Origin of the sequence: Sphingomonas sp. PR090111-T3T-6A (assembly GCF_000383095.1) — a bacterium.
GTDB lineage: Bacteria > Pseudomonadota > Alphaproteobacteria > Sphingomonadales > Sphingomonadaceae > Solisphingomonas.
Genome location: NZ_AORL01000014.1, coordinates 37,683 through 51,759, shown reverse-complemented (window position 1 = coordinate 51,759; position 14,077 = coordinate 37,683). Strand labels below are relative to the sequence as shown.

Genomic DNA, 14,077 nt, shown 5'->3' with positions numbered 1-14,077 from the left:
CGCGGCGGCGGCGCGNGNGNGNGNGNCGCCTTCATGCGTCGCGCCCTTCCCCTCCACCATGCTGCGCATGGTCCCCCTCCCCGCACGCGGGGAGGATGTCAGTCGCGCTTGCGGACCAGCCGCCGCACCGCCCAGAAGGTGCCGCCCAGCGCCGCGAGGCCGAGCAGGATCATCCCGCCCGCCGACGCCGCCGCCCAGAGAGCGGCGGTGATCAGGATCATCATGAAATCCGCGATCGCCAGCGTCAGATGGACCATGGCGCCTAGCCCGCCGCCTGCCCGAGCGCGGCGGCCCGTTCGAACACCGCCTCGAACAGCGGCGCGGTAATCACGCCCGTGTTCTGGTTGTAGCGCGACGGATGATAGCTATCCACGAGCCGCATCCCCGACGGCAACCGATGCTCGGCGAGGTGTGCGAAGGGCATCTTCGGCAGCTTACCGCCCAGCGCCTTCACGGCCGACTGGTGCGCGATCTGGCCGAGCGCCACCACCACCTTGAGGTTCGGCAACGCATCGAGCGCGGGTTCGAGGAACTGTCGACAGGTGCGGATCTCCTCCGGCGTCGGCTTGTTCTGCGGCGGCAGGCAGCGCACCGCGCTGACGATGATCGCCCCCTTCAACGTCACGCCATCGTCGGGCGTTCCCGCATAAGTGCCTTCGGACAGGCCGAACTTCGCCAGCGTCTCGTAGAGCAGCGGGCCTGAAAAATCCCCGGTGAAGGGCCGCCCGGTGCGGTTCGCGCCCTGCATCCCCGGCGCCAGCCCGACGATCGCGAGCCATGCCTGCGGGTCGCCAAACGAGGGCACCGGCGCGTTGAACCAGTCCGGGTGCAGCGCCCTCTGCTCCTCGCGCAACGCCACCAGCCGGGGGCAGAACGGGCAATCGGGCGAAGGCTCTGCGGCGGCGATATCGGGGGTTTCAACGGCCATCGGCCCGCGATAGGCGCTGGGGGATGGGATCGGCAAGTTATGTCATCGGCCTAGGCTCGAACCGCCCGCACGGGACGCACGGCCGGCCGCGCGCCGTCCTCGCCGCCGCGATCGAGGCGATGGCCGCCGAGGGCCTGACGATCCGCGCGCAGAGCGCCACGCTCCGCACCCCAGCGCTCGGCCCCAGCATCCGCGACTTCGCCAACGCCGCCGTGCTGGTGGAGAGCCGCCTTGCGCCTCCCGATCTGCTCGCGCTCCTCAAGCGAATCGAGCGCAGCTTCGGCCGGCGGCGTGGGCGGCGCTGGGGCGCGCGCGTGATCGATCTCGACATTCTGGCGTGGTCGGAAGGCGCATGGCCTCCCCTCCCGCGCCGCAGCTTCTCGGGCCGGCTCGCGGTGCCGCACATCGCCCTGCCTGCCCGCGATTTCGCGCTCGCCCCCGCCGCCGCCGTGGCGCCCGGCTGGCGCCACCCGATCGCCGGCCGCACGCTCCGCCAGCTCGACGCGCGCCGCCGCAAGCCGCGACCGGTTGACCGCCGGCCCCGAGACCAATAGGGACGGCCACGCGGCGGCGCGGCATGGGTCCGTAGCTCAGTCGGTAGAGCAAGCGACTTTTAATCGAGAGGTCCCGGGTTCGAGTCCCGGCGGACCCACCATCCGCACCGCCGCTCCCGTCGAAATATTTTCAGCCGATTCGAATGTCTCGTTTCGAGGCCGAATCAGCCTCGTTCCGGGCTGGGAACAAGGTGGCGCGCACTCGTCCCCACCAATTTGTCATGGAACCCGCCTTATTCTGCCGGGTTGGGCCCCACGCGAGACCTGTTCACTCGCCGACAACGGTTGGAGGAACGATAATGAAGATGATCCTTTTCGCGTCCGCACTGGCGCTGAGCAGCGCCGCCGTCGCGCAGGATACCCCGCCCGCCCCGACGACACCGCCTGCCGATGCGACCGCGCCGGCGACGCCGGATGCCGCGACGCCTCCCGCCGCGCCCGACCAGTCGGCCCCGACCACGTCCGCCCCGATGACCCCGGACGCCTCGTCGACGCCGCCGGCTCCGTCGCAGGCGTCGAGCGCCACCGCTGCCGCCGCATCGACCGACGACAGCAACCTGCCCGCCTGCTCGCGCACCGTCACCGACAAGTGCGTGCAGAAGGGCGGCTCGGGCCATCACGCCGCGTCGCACGCCCGCAAGCACCACACGGCGCCGAAGAAATAACCAGTTGGAGAGGAAGCCGGGCGGCATCGCACCGCCCGGCTGTATCTCTTAACCCTGCGTCGGTTCCTTCCAGACGAGCACCGGCTTGCGCGCGGCGGCCGTCTCGTCGAGGCGGCGGCGCGGCGCGTGGACCGGCGCGGCCTTGAGGCCGGCATCGCCCGCCTTTGCCTTCTCCGCGACATGGCGGAGCGCCCCGATGAACTGGTCGAGCGCGGCCTTGCTCTCGGTCTCGGTCGGCTCGATCAGCATCGCACCGTGGACGACGAGCGGGAAGTACATCGTCATCGGGTGGAAGCCCTCGTCGATGAGCCCCTTCGCCACGTCGAGCGTCGAGAAGCCCTCCGCGAAGCCCGCATCCGAGAAGATCGCCTCGTGCATGCAAGGGCCGGACTTGGCGAACGGCGCGTCGAGCGTGTCCTCGAGCGAACGCAGGATGTAGTTGGCCGAGAGCACGGCGTCTTCGGACACCTGCTTCAGCCCGTCCGCGCCATGGCTCAGCATGTAGGCCGCCGCGCGGACGAACATGCCCATCTGGCCATGGAAGGCGACCATCCGGCCGAAGGCGTCGTTATGCCCTTCGGCGGCCACCGTCTCCTCCTCGACGAGGGCGTAGCGATCGCCATGCTTCTCGACGAAGGGTAGCGGCGCGTAGGGCGCCAGCGCCGCCGAGAACACCACCGGCCCCGAACCCGGACCGCCGCCGCCATGGGGCGTCGAGAAGGTCTTGTGCAGGTTGATGTGCATCGCATCGACGCCGAGATCGCCCGGACGCACGCGCCCGACGATCGCGTTGAAGTTGGCGCCGTCGCAATAGACGTAGCCGCCCACCGCATGGACCGCCTCGCAGATCGCGATCATGTCGCGCTCGAACAGGCCGCAGGTGTTCGGGTTGGTGATCATCACGCCCGCCACTTCGGGCGAGAGCGCAGCCTTCAGGGCCTCCAGATCGACGCGGCCATCCTCGGTCGCCGGGATGCCCTTCACCGCATAGCCGGCGAAGGCGGCGGTGGCCGGGTTGGTGCCGTGCGCGCTCTCGGGAACGAGGATGACCTTGCGGGCATCGCCCTTCGCCTCATGCGCGGCGCGGATCGCGAGCAGGCCGCACAGCTCGCCATGCGCGCCGGCCTTGGGGCTCATCGCGATGCCGGGCATGTTGGTGAGTGTCTTGAGCCACTCGGCGACGAGATGGATCAGCGCCAGCGCGCCCTGCGTGCCGTCCACGGGGGTCAGCGGATGCAGATCGGCGAAGCCCGGCAGGCGAGCCATCTTCTCGTTGAGGCGCGGATTGTGCTTCATCGTGCACGAGCCGAGCGGGAAGAGGCCGAGGTCGATGGCGTAGTTCTGCCGGCTGAGGCGCGTGTAGTGGCGCACCGCCTCCGGCTCGGTGAGGCCCGGAAGCTCGATCGGCTTGAGGCGTTCGAGGCCGGCGAGGCGGCTCTTCACCTTGGGCGCTTCGGGCAGGTCCACGCCGGTGCGGTCGCTGCCGCCGATCTCGAAGAGCAGCGGCTCTTCCAGCATCAGCGCCTTGTTGCCGGTGTAAGTGGGGGCGGCATCGAGGCCGCCCGCGACAGGCGCTTCCGGGCGCCAGCCCGACTGATTGATCGTCATGCCAGCGCCTCCTCGAGCGCGGCCGCCAGCGCGGCAACATCTTCCTTGGTGGTCGTCTCGGTGACGGCGACGACCAGACCCTTTTCCAGCTCCGTCACGCCCGGATAGAGGCGGCCGAGCGACACGCCGCCCAGCACGCCACGCTCCGCCATATGGCGGACGACCGGGCGCGCTTCCTTCGACAGCGTCAGCGTGAACTCGTTGAAGAAGGCCCCGTCCATCACCTCGACGCCCGGCACCTTGGCCAGCGTCTCGGCCGCCTCGACGGCGAGCGCATGGTTGAGCTCGGCCAGCTCGCGCAGGCCCTTCTCGCCGAGCAGCGTCATGTGCACCGTGAACGCCAGCGCGCAGAGGCCGGAGTTGGTGCAGATGTTCGACGTCGCCTTCTCGCGGCGGATATGCTGCTCGCGGGTGGAGAGCGTCAGCACGAAGCCGCGCTGGCCGTCCGCGTCCACCGTCTCGCCGGCGAGGCGCCCCGGCATCTGGCGGACATGCTTCTCAGCGCAGGCGAACAGGCCGACATAAGGCCCGCCGAAGTTGAGGCCGACGCCCAGCGACTGGCCCTCGCCCACGACGATGTCCGCGCCCATCTCGCCCGGCGACTTGACGAGGCCGAGCGACACCGGCTCCGTCACCACCACGATCAGCAGCGCGCCCTTGGCGTGAGCAGCCTCCGCCAGCTCCGAGAGATCGGCGACGCGACCGAGGATGCCGGGGTTCTGAACCACGACGCAGCTCGTCTCGCTGTCGATGGCGGCGATCAGGCGCGCCATCTCCATCTCGGCGGTGCCATCGAGACGCGGGGTCGAGGTCTCCAGCACGTCGCCGGTGAACTTCGCCATCGTCTGGCAGACCGAGACATAATGCGGGTGCAGCCCGCCCGAGAGGATCGCCTTGCCGCGCCGCGTGATGCGGCGGGCCATGACGATCGCCTCCCAGCAGGCGGTCGAGCCGTCATACATGGAGGCGTTGGCCACCTCGCAGCCGAACAGGCGCGCGACCTGCGTCTGGAACTCGAACAGCGCCTGCAAGGTGCCCTGCGCGATCTCGGGCTGATAGGGCGTGTAGCTGGTCAGGAACTCGCCGCGCTGGATGATGTGATCGACCGAGGCCGGCACATGATGGCGATAGGCGCCCGCGCCGAGGAAGAAGGGCTGGTCGCCCGCCGCCTGGTTCATGCGGGCGAGCTGGCTGAGCTGGCGCTCGACCTGCTGCTCGGTGGCGTGGAGCGGCAGGCCCGGCACCGGGCCGGAAAGGCGCGCGGCGGCAGGCACGTCGACGAACAGATCGTCGACCGAGCCGGCGCCGATCACGCCCAGCATCGCCTGCCGGTCGGCGGGCTGAAGGGGGAGATAACGCATCAGTGGGGCTTCCTCATCGAAAAGCGGAGGCGGACATAATCGGCGAGCCAGCGCCCGTCGGGCTGGCGAAAGGCGGATTCGAGGCGGCGTTCGACGGCTTGCGCAACGCCGGCCTGCTCCTCGTCGGGAACAGCGGCGCTGTCGAGGAAGCCGGTGCGGAAGGTCTTGAGCCAGCCGGCGACACCGGCGGGCAGCGGCGTCGGGCGCGGGATCAGATGCGCCACGACATCGACGAAGCCGGCCGCCTCGTAGACGGCGCGGAACTCGTCGGGGGCGGCATACCATTGGGGATCGCCGCCGGGCATCGAATAGCCGCGCTCGGCCAGCTCGGCATGGAGCGCAGCGCGCAACGTGGCGATGTTCCCCTGCCCGCCCATCTCGCCGACGAAGCGGCCACCGGGCTTGAGCGCCCTGAACACGCCCCGCGCGACGGCGGCGGGATCGAGCATCCAGTGAAGCGCGGCGTTGGAGAACACGGCGTCGAACTCGGGCGGGAAAGTGAGCTGCTGCCCGTCCGCGACATGCGCGTCGAGGCCACGGGCCTGCGCCGCCTCGACCATCGCGGGCGAGGCATCGACGCCGGTGACGATCGCGCCGGCTTCCACCAGCTTCACCGTCAGCGCGCCGTCGCCGCAGCCGAGATCGAGGATGCGCTCGCCGGCCTGCGGGGCCAGCAGCTCCACCACCGGCGCGCCCAGCGCGGGCACGAAGGCGGCGTTCCGGCCGTAGTCGGCGGCATCCCAGCGGGAGGTCTTGTTGACGGTCATCGCCCTTCCCTCGCGGCCGTCGGGGCGGGCGCGGCGCTCCCTCTCATGCGCCTGCCGCGATGGGCAGGAAAATAGGAGGGAAGCGCCGCGTTCACGATTACAGGCCGTCGACGAAGGCCTTGTAGCCGGCCTCGTCCATCAGGCCGTCCAGCTCCGACGGATCGGCCAGCGTCAGCTTGAAGAACCAGCCGTCGCTCTCCGGCGCCGTGTTGACCAGCGAGGGATCGTCGCCGAGCGCGCCATTGCCCTCGATCACCTCGCCGGTGACGGGCGCATAGACGTCGGAGGCGGCCTTCACCGACTCGACGACGGCGGCTTCCTTGCCCCTCTCGACCTTGGTGCCGGCGGCCGGCACTTCGGCGAACACGATGTCGCCGAGCTGCGACTGCGCATAGTCGGTGATGCCGACGGTCGCGGTCGAACCGTCAACGGCGATCCACTCATGGTCCTGCGTGAAATAGAGCGTCGTCATGGCCATCAAGCTCCCTTGCGATGGTAACGGTGGGGGACGAAGGGCATCGGGGTCACCGTGCCGGTGTAGATCTTGCCGCGCTGGCTGAGCGTGATCTTCGCGCCAGCTACGGCGGAGGCCAGCGGCACATAGGCCATGGCGATCGGCTGGCCGGTCGAGGGCGAATGGCCGCCCGACGTCACGCGGCCCACCTCATTGCCCTCGGCATCGAGCACCAGCGCGCCCTCGCGGACCGGCTGGCGGCCTTCAACCACGAGGCCGACGCGCTTCAGGATCGAGCCCTGCTCGCGCTCCGCCATGATGCGGGCGTGGCCGGGGAAGCCGCCTTCCTCGCGGCGGCGCTTGGAGAGCGCGAAGCCGAGATCGGCGGCGACCGGCGTGGTCTCCTCGTCGAGATCATGGCCGTAGAGCGGGAGGCCTGCCTCCAGGCGCAGCGAGTCGCGCGCGCCGAGGCCGATCGGCTTCACCTCGGGCAGGGCGCAGAGCGCGTCGGCGACCTTCTCGACATCCTCGGCCGGGACCGAGATCTCGAACCCGTCCTCGCCGGTATAGCCGGAGCGGCTGACCCAGCAGTCCACGCCCGCGATGGTGAAGGCACCCGAGGTCATGAAGGTGAGGTCCGCGACGCCCGGCGCGAGGCGGGCGAGCGCGGTGACGGCCTCCGGCCCCTGAAGCGCCAGCAGCGCCTGCTCGTAGAGATGCGAGAGCGTCACCTCGTCGGGGAGATATTCGCGCAGATGCCCGATATCCTCCCACTTGGTCGCGCCGTTGACGACCATGTAATAGCCGCCCGGCGCGTCGAAGGGCGACGCGTCCGGCAGGTGCGTGACCATCAGGTCGTCAAGGATGCCGCCATTGTCGGCGAGCAGCAGCGAGTAACGCTGGCGGCCAGCGCCCAGCCCCTTCACGTCGGCCGGCAGCAGCGCCTCCAGCGCGGCGGCGACGTTGACGCCCTCCTCCTCGGCGGTGAAGAGGAGCTGGCCCATGTGGGAGACGTCGAACAGGCCGGCATGCTCGCGGGTCCAGAGATGCTCGGCCATGATGCCCTCATACTGGATGGGCATGTGGTAGCCGGCGAACTCCACCATGCGGCCGCCCTTGTTACGGTGCCACAGGTCGAGCGGAAGCGCCTCGGGCGCGTCGGCGACGATCTCGGTGTCGTCGGTCGGGGTGTTCGCGTCGGTCATCAGGCGCTCCGGTCAAAGTCAGACGAGGCGGCGGCGACGGGATTCGTCGCGTCCATCCTCGCCCCCTCTGTCACGGAACCTGAGAGCTTTCGCAGGCCGGCCACCTATCGGCGCCGTCCGCTTACCCCTTCGGTGGGGCGGCTGGCCGCATATGGCCCCCGCCCGCTTTCCAGAGTGCCCTGTTCTGCCCGCGCGGTCCCGTGGCCTGAGAGATTCCGGGGCGGTTGCTCCTTCGGCGGCGCCGTCATGGGCTGAAAGCCCGGCGGCACGCTCTCCCGCGCGTGCAGCCGACGGTCACCCGCCGGAAGCGAGTCGCGGAGTGGCCGAGCACCGCCTCCGAGTCAATCGGCGGACACGCTCTTTGCTGTGGAAAGAGGCGTACCCCCTTTCCGCGAAGCCCTTACCGGGTGGCGTTGTAGGCGAGCTGCTCGTTGGTGAGCTGGAAGCCGACCAGCAGCTCGAAGCTCGCCTTGTTGAGCGCCGCGCGCACGCCCGGATCGGTCATCGGGTCGATCGAGGCGTCGGCGTCCTCGGCATTGCGCTTGCGGATCAGGCGGTTGCGGATGTTCTCCGGCAGCGTCGCGTCGGCGCGGCTGACGGTCGCGCTCGCCTGGCCATTCGCCTCGCCCAGCAGCTTGCCGTCGTCGAAATGGATCGAGATGCGGCTGATCGACTTGGAGGCGATCTTGTCCCCACCGTGCATCACCACCGCATAATAGGGCAGCACCACGTCGCGCGCGCCATGGCTGTCGCGACGGCGGGCGACCACGCGGAAGGTCGCGTTGGTGGCGAGCGTGGGCGAATCCGCGTTGCTGTCGTCGCACTGGCTCTTGAGGTCGGTCATGGTGGCGACCACGTCGATCGCGTTGGAATCGCGGCTCGCCGGCGGATCGAACAGGGTGATCGTGCCCGTGTAGGCGGCGACACCGACCGCCGGGCAGCTCGTGCGCTTCACCTCCTGGCCGATCGAGCCGCCGATGGCGGTGATCTCGTTATCATGGGCGCATCCCGTGGCCAGCAGCGGCAGAAGGACGAGGGCGAGCGGCAGACGCTTGGCGATCGACAAGGGGACACTTCCTAGAGGCACGCCGAGTGGCGCGGAACGGCGCGGATCATAGGAAGCGCCTTTCGTGCAGGCAAGCAATCGCGTAAGGCTCGATGAGCATGGTCGACGCCCAGATTGAAACCCGCCCGCCGGCCGAGGCCGGCCTCCCGCCGCTCGAACTGCTGATCGCGGCGCCCCGCGGATTCTGCGCCGGAGTCGATCGCGCCATCCGCATCGTGGAGCTGGCGATCGAGAAGTTCGGCGCGCCCGTCTATGTGCGGCACGAGATCGTCCACAACAAATATGTCGTCGACACGCTGAAGGCCGAGGGCGCGATCTTCGTCGAGGAGTTGGACGAGGTGCCCGACGATGCGCCGGTCGTCTTCTCGGCGCACGGCGTGCCCAAGGCGGTGCCCAACAAGGCGACCGAGCGCGGGCTGACGTGGCTGGACGCCACCTGCCCGCTCGTCTCCAAGGTCCATCGTCAGGCGGAGCGCCTGTCCGAGCAGGGCCGCCACATCCTTTTCATCGGCCATGCCGGCCACCCCGAGGTGATCGGCACGCTCGGCCAGCTTCCCGACGGCGCGATGACACTGGTCGAGACCATGGAGGACGTCGCCGCGCTCGCGCCGGCCGATCCCGACAATCTCGCCTTCCTGACCCAGACGACGCTCTCGGTGGACGACACCGCCGATATCGTGGATGCGCTGAAGGTCCGCTTCCCGGCCATCCAGGGGCCGCGCGGCGAGGATATCTGCTATGCCACGTCCAACCGTCAGGCGGCGGTGAAGGCGATCGCGCACGAGTGCGACGCGATGCTGGTGATCGGCGCGCCCAACTCGTCCAACTCCGTCCGCCTCGTCGAGGTGGCCGAGCGCGAGGGCGCCCGCGCCCGCCTCGTCCAGCGCGCCGAGGAGATCGATTTCGACTGGATCGAGGGCGTGAAGACGCTCGGCATCACCGCCGGGGCTTCCGCGCCCGAGGTGCTGGTGCGCGAGGTAGTCGACCGGATCGCGACCCGCTATGCGATCAGCGAGCGCGAGATCACCACCACGGTGGAGAAGATGTCGTTCAAGCTGCCCCACGGCCTCGCCGCCTGAACGGGCGGCAGCCGGGCGACAGGGGGGAGCTTCATGGCAGTCTACACGCATGTTCCGGCCGAGGAGATGGCTGTGCTCCTCGCATCCTACGGGCTCGGCGCGCTGCGCTCGGCCAAGGGGATCGCCGAAGGGGTCGAGAACAGCAATTATCTGGTCGAGGCCGAGGCCGGGCGCTTCATCCTCACCCTTTATGAGAAGCGCGTGGATGCGGGCGACCTGCCCTTCTTCCTCGCGCTGCTCGATCATCTCGCCGATCGCGGCCTGCCCGTGCCGCGCGCGCTCAAGGATCGGGACGGCCGCCAGATCCAGACGGTCGCCGGCCGGCCCGCCTGCCTGATCGAGTTCCTCGAAGGCGTATCGCTCTCGCACCCGACGCCGGCGCAGGCGCGCGCGGCGGGCGAGGCGCTCGGGCAGATGCATGCGGCGCTCGCCGACTTCACGCCCGAACGCCCGAACACGCTCGGCCTTCCCGGCTGGCACGAACTGGCGGCGCGCTGCGGCGAGGCGGTGGATGCGATCCAGCCCGGCCTCTCCCGGCGGATCGCCGACGAACTGGCCTTCCTCGACGCGCACTGGCCGGCGGGCCTGCCGCGCTCGGTGATCCATGCCGATCTCTTCCCCGACAATGTGCTGATGCTCGGCGACCGGGTAACGGGGATGATCGACTTCTACTTTGCCTGCACCGAGCTGCGCGCCTGGGATCTCGCCGTCACGCACAGCGCCTGGGCTTTCTCCTCCGACGGCGCGACCTATGACGAAGCGGTCGGCCGCGCGCTGCTCGATGGCTATGCGCACGCCTTCGGCCTCTCCGATGCCGAGCGCGCGGCGCTGCCCGTGCTGGCGCGCGGATCGGCGCTGCGCTTCACCCTCACCCGCGCGTGGGACTGGCTGAACACGCCGGCCGACGCGCTCGTCACGCGGAAAGACCCCCTCGCCTTCCTGCGCCGGCTCGATTTCTATGCCGCGAGGGGCACGGAGTTGTTTGTCGCGTGACCGAAGAGCCTCCCCTCGTCTCGATCTTCACCGATGGCGCCTGCAAGGGCAATCCCGGCCCCGGCGGCTGGGGCGCGCTGCTGCGCATGGGCACGACCGAGAAGGAGCTGTCCGGCGGCGAGGCGCAGACCACCAACAACCGCATGGAGCTGACCGCCGCGATTCGCGGGCTTCAGGCGCTGAAGCGTCCGTGCCGGGTCACGCTCACCACCGACAGCCGCTATGTGATGGACGGCCTCACCAAGTGGATTCACGGCTGGCGCAAGAATGGCTGGAAGACCGCCGACAAGAAGCCGGTCAAGAATGCCGAGCTGTGGCAGGAACTGCTCGCCGCCGCCGCCCCGCACCGGATCGACTGGAAGTGGGTGAAGGGCCATGCCGGCCATGACGAGAATGAGCGCGTCGACCAGCTTGCCAGCAACGAAGCGCTGAAGTTCGGGCGGCGCTGATGCCGCCCCTCCTCGCCCGCCTGCTGCCGCCGCTGATGCTCATCGCCTCCAACCTGTTCATGACGACGGCCTGGTATGGCCATCTCAAATATAAGGACCGGGCGCTCTGGCTGGTGGTGCTGGTGAGCTGGGGGATCGCCTTCTTCGAATATTGGCTGGCGGTGCCGGCGAACCGGATGGGCAGCAACGTCTATTCCGCCGCCCAGCTGAAGGCGATGCAGGAGGTCATCACGCTGACCGTCTTCGCCGGCTTCTCGGTGCTCTATCTGGGGCAGAAGATTAGCTGGAACCACGCGATCGGCTTCGCGCTGATCGCGCTCGGCGCCTTCTTCGTGTTCCGCACGCCGGGCGCTACCGGCTGAAGCGCCCCGGCGCATAACGGGCGGCGTCGATCCCCGCGACCATCGGATCGGGGCTCATATTCCTCAACAGCGCCGCGCCGAGCCTGGCCGCCGCCGGTGCGGTCTGGATGCCAAAGCCGCCCTGCCCCGCGAACCAGAAGAAGCCCGGCCGCTCCGGTGCGAATCCATAGATCGGCAGACGATCCGGCGCGAAGCTCCTGAGGCCGGCCCAGGCGCGCTCCACCCGATCGACCTGCCAATCCACCACGCCGCCCATGCGATCGATAGCGGTGGCGACGTCGATCTCGTGCGGCGCGGCATCGGCGGCGGGCGCGGGCGTCTCGTCATGCGGGCTGAGCCAGAGGCGGCCGCCCGATTCGGGCTTGAAGTAGAAGCGCTCCGCCGCGTCGATCACCAGCGGCAACGCGGCGGGGGCGGCGGGCGTCACGCGGAGCTGCGCGATGGTCCGCCGGTAAGGCCGGATGCCGAGCGGCGCGGCATCGGCGATGTCCGCCACCTCGTCCGCCCAGGCGCCGGCGGCGTTGACCAGCACGTCCGCCTCGATCGTCAGCGCATTACCCGCGTCGATACGCCAGCGTCCGCCCTCGCGCTCCGCCGAGCGCAGCCGCGCCGCGCAGATCAGCTCCGCCCCCGCCGCCTTCGCCGCGCGCAGATAGGCGGCGTGGAGCCCGGCCACGTCGATGTCCGCCGTGCTCGCCTCCAGCAGCCCGCGCCAAGGCCCCGGCCGGAGCCCCGGCACGAGCGCCGCGATAGCCGTCTCGTCGAGCGGTTCCAGCGCCACGCCGCTCCCCGCGAAGCGCGCCTCGAAGGCATCGAGCGCGGCGAAATCCGCTTGCCCCGCCAGATGCAGGGCGCTGCGCGGCGTCAGGAATCCGCGCTCGGAGAAGCTCTCCGGCGGCGAAGCGAGGAAATCCCCCGATGCACTGGTGAGCGGCTGCACGCCCGGCCCGCCATAGCTCTCGGTCCAGAAGGCGGCGGAGCGGCCGGTGGCGTGGTAACCGGGCAGCGCCTCCGCCTCGATCATCGCCACGGAGGCGAAAGGCGCGACTTCGGCGGCGAGGCTCGCGCCCGCCATCCCCGCGCCGACGATCACGACATCCACGCGCTTCACAGGGCCGGCGCCTTCCGGTCGAGAAAATCGTCGATGGCGGCGAGCGCGGGCAGGCGATTGTCGTCGGCCTCGCGCAACACCTCATGCCGCGCGGCGGGAAGCGTCAGCAGCTCCGCCCCGGGAAGCCGGCGCGCGGCTTGCGCGATCGCGCCGTTATCCACCAGCACGTCGAGCCCCGCCGCTTCCAGCAGCACGGGCATCGTCACCGCTTCGAGCGTGTGCGGCCGGGCGATTCGCGCAGCCCCGGCGAGCGCGGCACCCAGCCAGTTCCAGCTCGGCGGGCCGAGCGCGAGGCCGGGCTGCTGCCGCTTCCACCATTGCGAATCCTCATAGCGCTCGCGGCTGGCGGTGAGGCGGAACTGGCGGCGCGGGTCGTTGAGATTATCCCGCCACGCCGCGCGATGGCCGAGGCCGAGCAGCTTGGCGCTGCGCACCATCGCGCGCGCCAGCGGCGCGGGGATTCGCCGCGTGTTGAGCGCCAGCATCGGCGCCACCAGCACCAGCGCATCGAGCCTCAGCCCCCGCTCGGCGCAGGCACGCAGCGCGACATGCCCACCCATCGAGTGCGCCACCAGCACATGCGGCCCCGGCGTCCGCGCCTTCCAGGCCTCCACGAAGGCGAGAAGATCGTCGATCAGCGGGTCGAAGCTCAGCCGGTCGTCGGCCCATGCGCCGGGCACGAAGCGCCCCGAGCCGCCCTGCCCGCGCCAGTCGAATCCCTCCGCGGACCATCCGCGCCCGTGCCAGTGATCGCAGGCCTCCAGATATTTCTCGATGAAGTCCGCCCGGCCGGACTGGAACAGCAGGCTGCCGCGCCGGCCGGCCGCATCCCAGCGCCAGGCGCGATGCGCCCAGCCGTCGGCGGCCTCCCACGTCCAGAATCGCATCCCGTCCGGATGTCTGCGGCGGTCGAAGATCGAGTCGGCGGGGAGAACGTCTAAAGGCATCGTCCGGGCTGGTTACGGTTTGGCAAGCCCCGCCGTCTAGTGTCCGCGGCCATGCAGACGGCCTTGATCGGAATCATGGCAGGCGGCCTCATCGCCGCACTCGCCTACGCAACGTGGACGGATATCCGTTCGCGCATCATTCCGAATCCGCTCAACGCCGGCATCGCGCTTTCCGCGCCGCTGTGGTGGTGGGCCTCCGGGCTCAGCCCGTGGCCGGGGATGGCGATCCAGATCGCGCTCGGCGGCGCGGCTCTGCTGGTGTTCATGGGCGCTTTCGCCATGGGCGCGATGGGCGGGGGCGACGTGAAGCTGATCGCCGCGCTGGGCCTGTGGCTGATGCCGCTCGATTTCCTCCGGATGATCGTCTGGATGTCGCTGGGCGGCGGATTGCTCACCTTCGGAATGCTGATCTGGAAGTGGGCAAGGAAAAACGAGGGACAGCTTGAAATCCCATATGGAGTGGCAATCGCCGCTGCGACAGCGCCCGTTCTAGCCGAACGATATATTTACCATTTCCCGGGATAATCC

Annotated in this window: 17 protein-coding genes, 1 tRNA gene and 2 riboswitches; of the genes, 8 read left to right on the top strand and 10 right to left on the bottom strand. The window is 69.8% G+C overall.

The genetic code is table 11. The annotated features are described in order from the left end of the window. Window positions 1-98: 98 nt before the first annotated feature. Complete coding sequence (locus tag ST3T6A_RS21440) at window positions 99-257, bottom strand: hypothetical protein (RefSeq protein WP_019832248.1); 159 nt, start codon at window positions 255-257, stop codon at window positions 99-101. A gap of 5 nt (window positions 258-262) precedes the next feature. After that, window positions 263-928 carry a uracil-DNA glycosylase gene (locus tag ST3T6A_RS0107250; protein ID WP_019832247.1) on the bottom strand — a complete coding sequence of 222 codons (666 nt, stop codon included), beginning with the start codon at window positions 926-928 and terminating at the stop codon, window positions 263-265. 23 nt (window positions 929-951) lie between these two features. Here ST3T6A_RS0107250 and folK point away from each other — a divergent pair, with 23 nt between their 5' ends. The 3 genes from folK to ST3T6A_RS0107235 all read left to right on the top strand — a co-directional run bounded on the left by folK (window position 952) and on the right by ST3T6A_RS0107235 (window position 2,147). After that, window positions 952-1,482, top strand: coding sequence for a 2-amino-4-hydroxy-6-hydroxymethyldihydropteridine diphosphokinase (folK, locus tag ST3T6A_RS0107245; RefSeq protein WP_019832246.1), 531 nt, complete (start codon window positions 952-954; stop codon window positions 1,480-1,482). 25 nt (window positions 1,483-1,507) lie between these two features. Next, window positions 1,508-1,583 (top strand) — tRNA-Lys (locus tag ST3T6A_RS0107240). Between the two features lie 198 nt (window positions 1,584-1,781). Next, entirely contained in the window at window positions 1,782-2,147 is a 366-nt protein-coding gene (locus ST3T6A_RS0107235; protein ID WP_019832245.1) for a hypothetical protein, read from the top strand. A 48-nt stretch (window positions 2,148-2,195) separates the two neighbouring features. Here the strand turns inward: ST3T6A_RS0107235 and gcvPB are convergent, their stop codons facing one another. From gcvPB to ST3T6A_RS0107205, 6 genes are all read right to left on the bottom strand, one after another. Then, on the bottom strand, window positions 2,196-3,755 hold the full coding sequence (gene gcvPB, locus ST3T6A_RS0107230; protein ID WP_019832244.1) for an aminomethyl-transferring glycine dehydrogenase subunit GcvPB: 1,560 nt from the start codon (window positions 3,753-3,755) through the stop codon (window positions 2,196-2,198). After that, entirely contained in the window at window positions 3,752-5,116 is a 1,365-nt protein-coding gene (gene gcvPA, locus ST3T6A_RS0107225; protein WP_019832243.1) for an aminomethyl-transferring glycine dehydrogenase subunit GcvPA, read from the bottom strand. The genes gcvPB and gcvPA overlap by 4 nt, the downstream gene beginning before the upstream one ends. Beyond that, a complete protein-coding gene (locus tag ST3T6A_RS0107220) occupies window positions 5,116-5,883 on the bottom strand; it encodes a class I SAM-dependent methyltransferase (protein ID WP_019832242.1) in 768 nt (255 codons plus the stop codon). Before ST3T6A_RS0107220 ends, gcvPA begins: the two co-directional genes overlap by 1 nt. A gap of 97 nt (window positions 5,884-5,980) precedes the next feature. Continuing rightward, the gene (gcvH, locus tag ST3T6A_RS0107215; RefSeq protein WP_019832241.1) at window positions 5,981-6,361 is read right to left on the bottom strand and encodes a glycine cleavage system protein GcvH; all 381 of its coding nucleotides are present in this window, start codon (window positions 6,359-6,361) and stop codon (window positions 5,981-5,983) included. After that, the gene (gcvT, locus tag ST3T6A_RS0107210) at window positions 6,361-7,542 is read right to left on the bottom strand and encodes a glycine cleavage system aminomethyltransferase GcvT (protein ID WP_019832240.1); all 1,182 of its coding nucleotides are present in this window, start codon (window positions 7,540-7,542) and stop codon (window positions 6,361-6,363) included. The genes gcvH and gcvT overlap by 1 nt, the downstream gene beginning before the upstream one ends. A 57-nt stretch (window positions 7,543-7,599) precedes the next feature. After that, a riboswitch (glycine riboswitch) is annotated at window positions 7,600-7,725 on the bottom strand. Next, window positions 7,726-7,830, bottom strand: a riboswitch (glycine riboswitch). A gap of 112 nt (window positions 7,831-7,942) precedes the next feature. Further along, window positions 7,943-8,608 (bottom strand): hypothetical protein, encoded by a 666-nt coding sequence (locus ST3T6A_RS0107205; protein ID WP_019832239.1) that lies wholly within the window; start codon window positions 8,606-8,608, stop codon window positions 7,943-7,945. Window positions 8,609-8,706: 98 nt separating this feature from the next. Here ST3T6A_RS0107205 and ispH point away from each other — a divergent pair, with 98 nt between their 5' ends. Genes ispH through ST3T6A_RS0107185 form a run of 4 tightly spaced genes read left to right on the top strand, consistent with a single transcriptional unit; the run spans window position 8,707 to window position 11,491 of the window. Then, complete coding sequence (gene ispH, locus ST3T6A_RS0107200; protein WP_019832238.1) at window positions 8,707-9,687, top strand: 4-hydroxy-3-methylbut-2-enyl diphosphate reductase; 981 nt, start codon at window positions 8,707-8,709, stop codon at window positions 9,685-9,687. A gap of 33 nt (window positions 9,688-9,720) precedes the next feature. Further along, on the top strand, window positions 9,721-10,680 hold the full coding sequence (thrB, locus tag ST3T6A_RS0107195) for a homoserine kinase (protein WP_019832237.1): 960 nt from the start codon (window positions 9,721-9,723) through the stop codon (window positions 10,678-10,680). Continuing rightward, on the top strand, window positions 10,677-11,129 hold the full coding sequence (gene rnhA, locus ST3T6A_RS0107190) for a ribonuclease HI (protein ID WP_019832236.1): 453 nt from the start codon (window positions 10,677-10,679) through the stop codon (window positions 11,127-11,129). Before thrB ends, rnhA begins: the two co-directional genes overlap by 4 nt. After that, on the top strand, window positions 11,129-11,491 hold the full coding sequence (locus tag ST3T6A_RS0107185; RefSeq protein ID WP_019832235.1) for a DMT family protein: 363 nt from the start codon (window positions 11,129-11,131) through the stop codon (window positions 11,489-11,491). Before rnhA ends, ST3T6A_RS0107185 begins: the two co-directional genes overlap by 1 nt. Here ST3T6A_RS0107185 and ST3T6A_RS0107180 read toward each other — a convergent pair. Together ST3T6A_RS0107180 and ST3T6A_RS0107175 are read right to left on the bottom strand one after the other, a co-directional pair. Continuing rightward, window positions 11,481-12,602, bottom strand: coding sequence for an NAD(P)/FAD-dependent oxidoreductase (locus ST3T6A_RS0107180; protein WP_019832234.1), 1,122 nt, complete (start codon window positions 12,600-12,602; stop codon window positions 11,481-11,483). The genes ST3T6A_RS0107185 and ST3T6A_RS0107180 overlap by 11 nt on opposite strands. After that, a complete protein-coding gene (locus tag ST3T6A_RS0107175; RefSeq protein ID WP_051103408.1) occupies window positions 12,599-13,549 on the bottom strand; it encodes an alpha/beta fold hydrolase in 951 nt (316 codons plus the stop codon). Before ST3T6A_RS0107175 ends, ST3T6A_RS0107180 begins: the two co-directional genes overlap by 4 nt. Window positions 13,550-13,588: 39 nt before the next feature. Here ST3T6A_RS0107175 and ST3T6A_RS0107170 point away from each other — a divergent pair, with 39 nt between their 5' ends. Then, entirely contained in the window at window positions 13,589-14,074 is a 486-nt protein-coding gene (locus tag ST3T6A_RS0107170) for an A24 family peptidase (RefSeq protein WP_235785749.1), read from the top strand. Window positions 14,075-14,077: the final 3 nt, after the last annotated feature.

Excerpts from the sequence above, each read along its gene's own strand:
- ST3T6A_RS0107235 (WP_019832245.1), top strand. The coding sequence starts at position 1,782 with ATGAAGATGATCCTTTTCGCGTCCGCACTGGCGCTGAGCAGCGCCGCC.
- ST3T6A_RS0107185 (WP_019832235.1), top strand. The coding sequence starts at position 11,129 with ATGCCGCCCCTCCTCGCCCGCCTGCTGCCGCCGCTGATGCTCATCGCC.
- folK (WP_019832246.1), top strand. The coding sequence starts at position 952 with ATGGGATCGGCAAGTTATGTCATCGGCCTAGGCTCGAACCGCCCGCAC.
- ST3T6A_RS21440 (WP_019832248.1), bottom strand. The coding sequence starts at position 257 with ATGGTCCATCTGACGCTGGCGATCGCGGATTTCATGATGATCCTGATC.
- ST3T6A_RS0107250 (WP_019832247.1), bottom strand. The coding sequence starts at position 928 with ATGGCCGTTGAAACCCCCGATATCGCCGCCGCAGAGCCTTCGCCCGAT.
- ispH (WP_019832238.1), top strand. The coding sequence starts at position 8,707 with ATGGTCGACGCCCAGATTGAAACCCGCCCGCCGGCCGAGGCCGGCCTC.
- ST3T6A_RS0107175 (WP_051103408.1), bottom strand. The coding sequence starts at position 13,549 with ATGCCTTTAGACGTTCTCCCCGCCGACTCGATCTTCGACCGCCGCAGA.
- gcvPB (WP_019832244.1), bottom strand. The coding sequence starts at position 3,755 with ATGACGATCAATCAGTCGGGCTGGCGCCCGGAAGCGCCTGTCGCGGGC.
- gcvH (WP_019832241.1), bottom strand. The coding sequence starts at position 6,361 with ATGGCCATGACGACGCTCTATTTCACGCAGGACCATGAGTGGATCGCC.
- thrB (WP_019832237.1), top strand. The coding sequence starts at position 9,721 with ATGGCAGTCTACACGCATGTTCCGGCCGAGGAGATGGCTGTGCTCCTC.
- gcvPA (WP_019832243.1), bottom strand. The coding sequence starts at position 5,116 with ATGCGTTATCTCCCCCTTCAGCCCGCCGACCGGCAGGCGATGCTGGGC.
- gcvT (WP_019832240.1), bottom strand. The coding sequence starts at position 7,542 with ATGACCGACGCGAACACCCCGACCGACGACACCGAGATCGTCGCCGAC.
- ST3T6A_RS0107220 (WP_019832242.1), bottom strand. The coding sequence starts at position 5,883 with ATGACCGTCAACAAGACCTCCCGCTGGGATGCCGCCGACTACGGCCGG.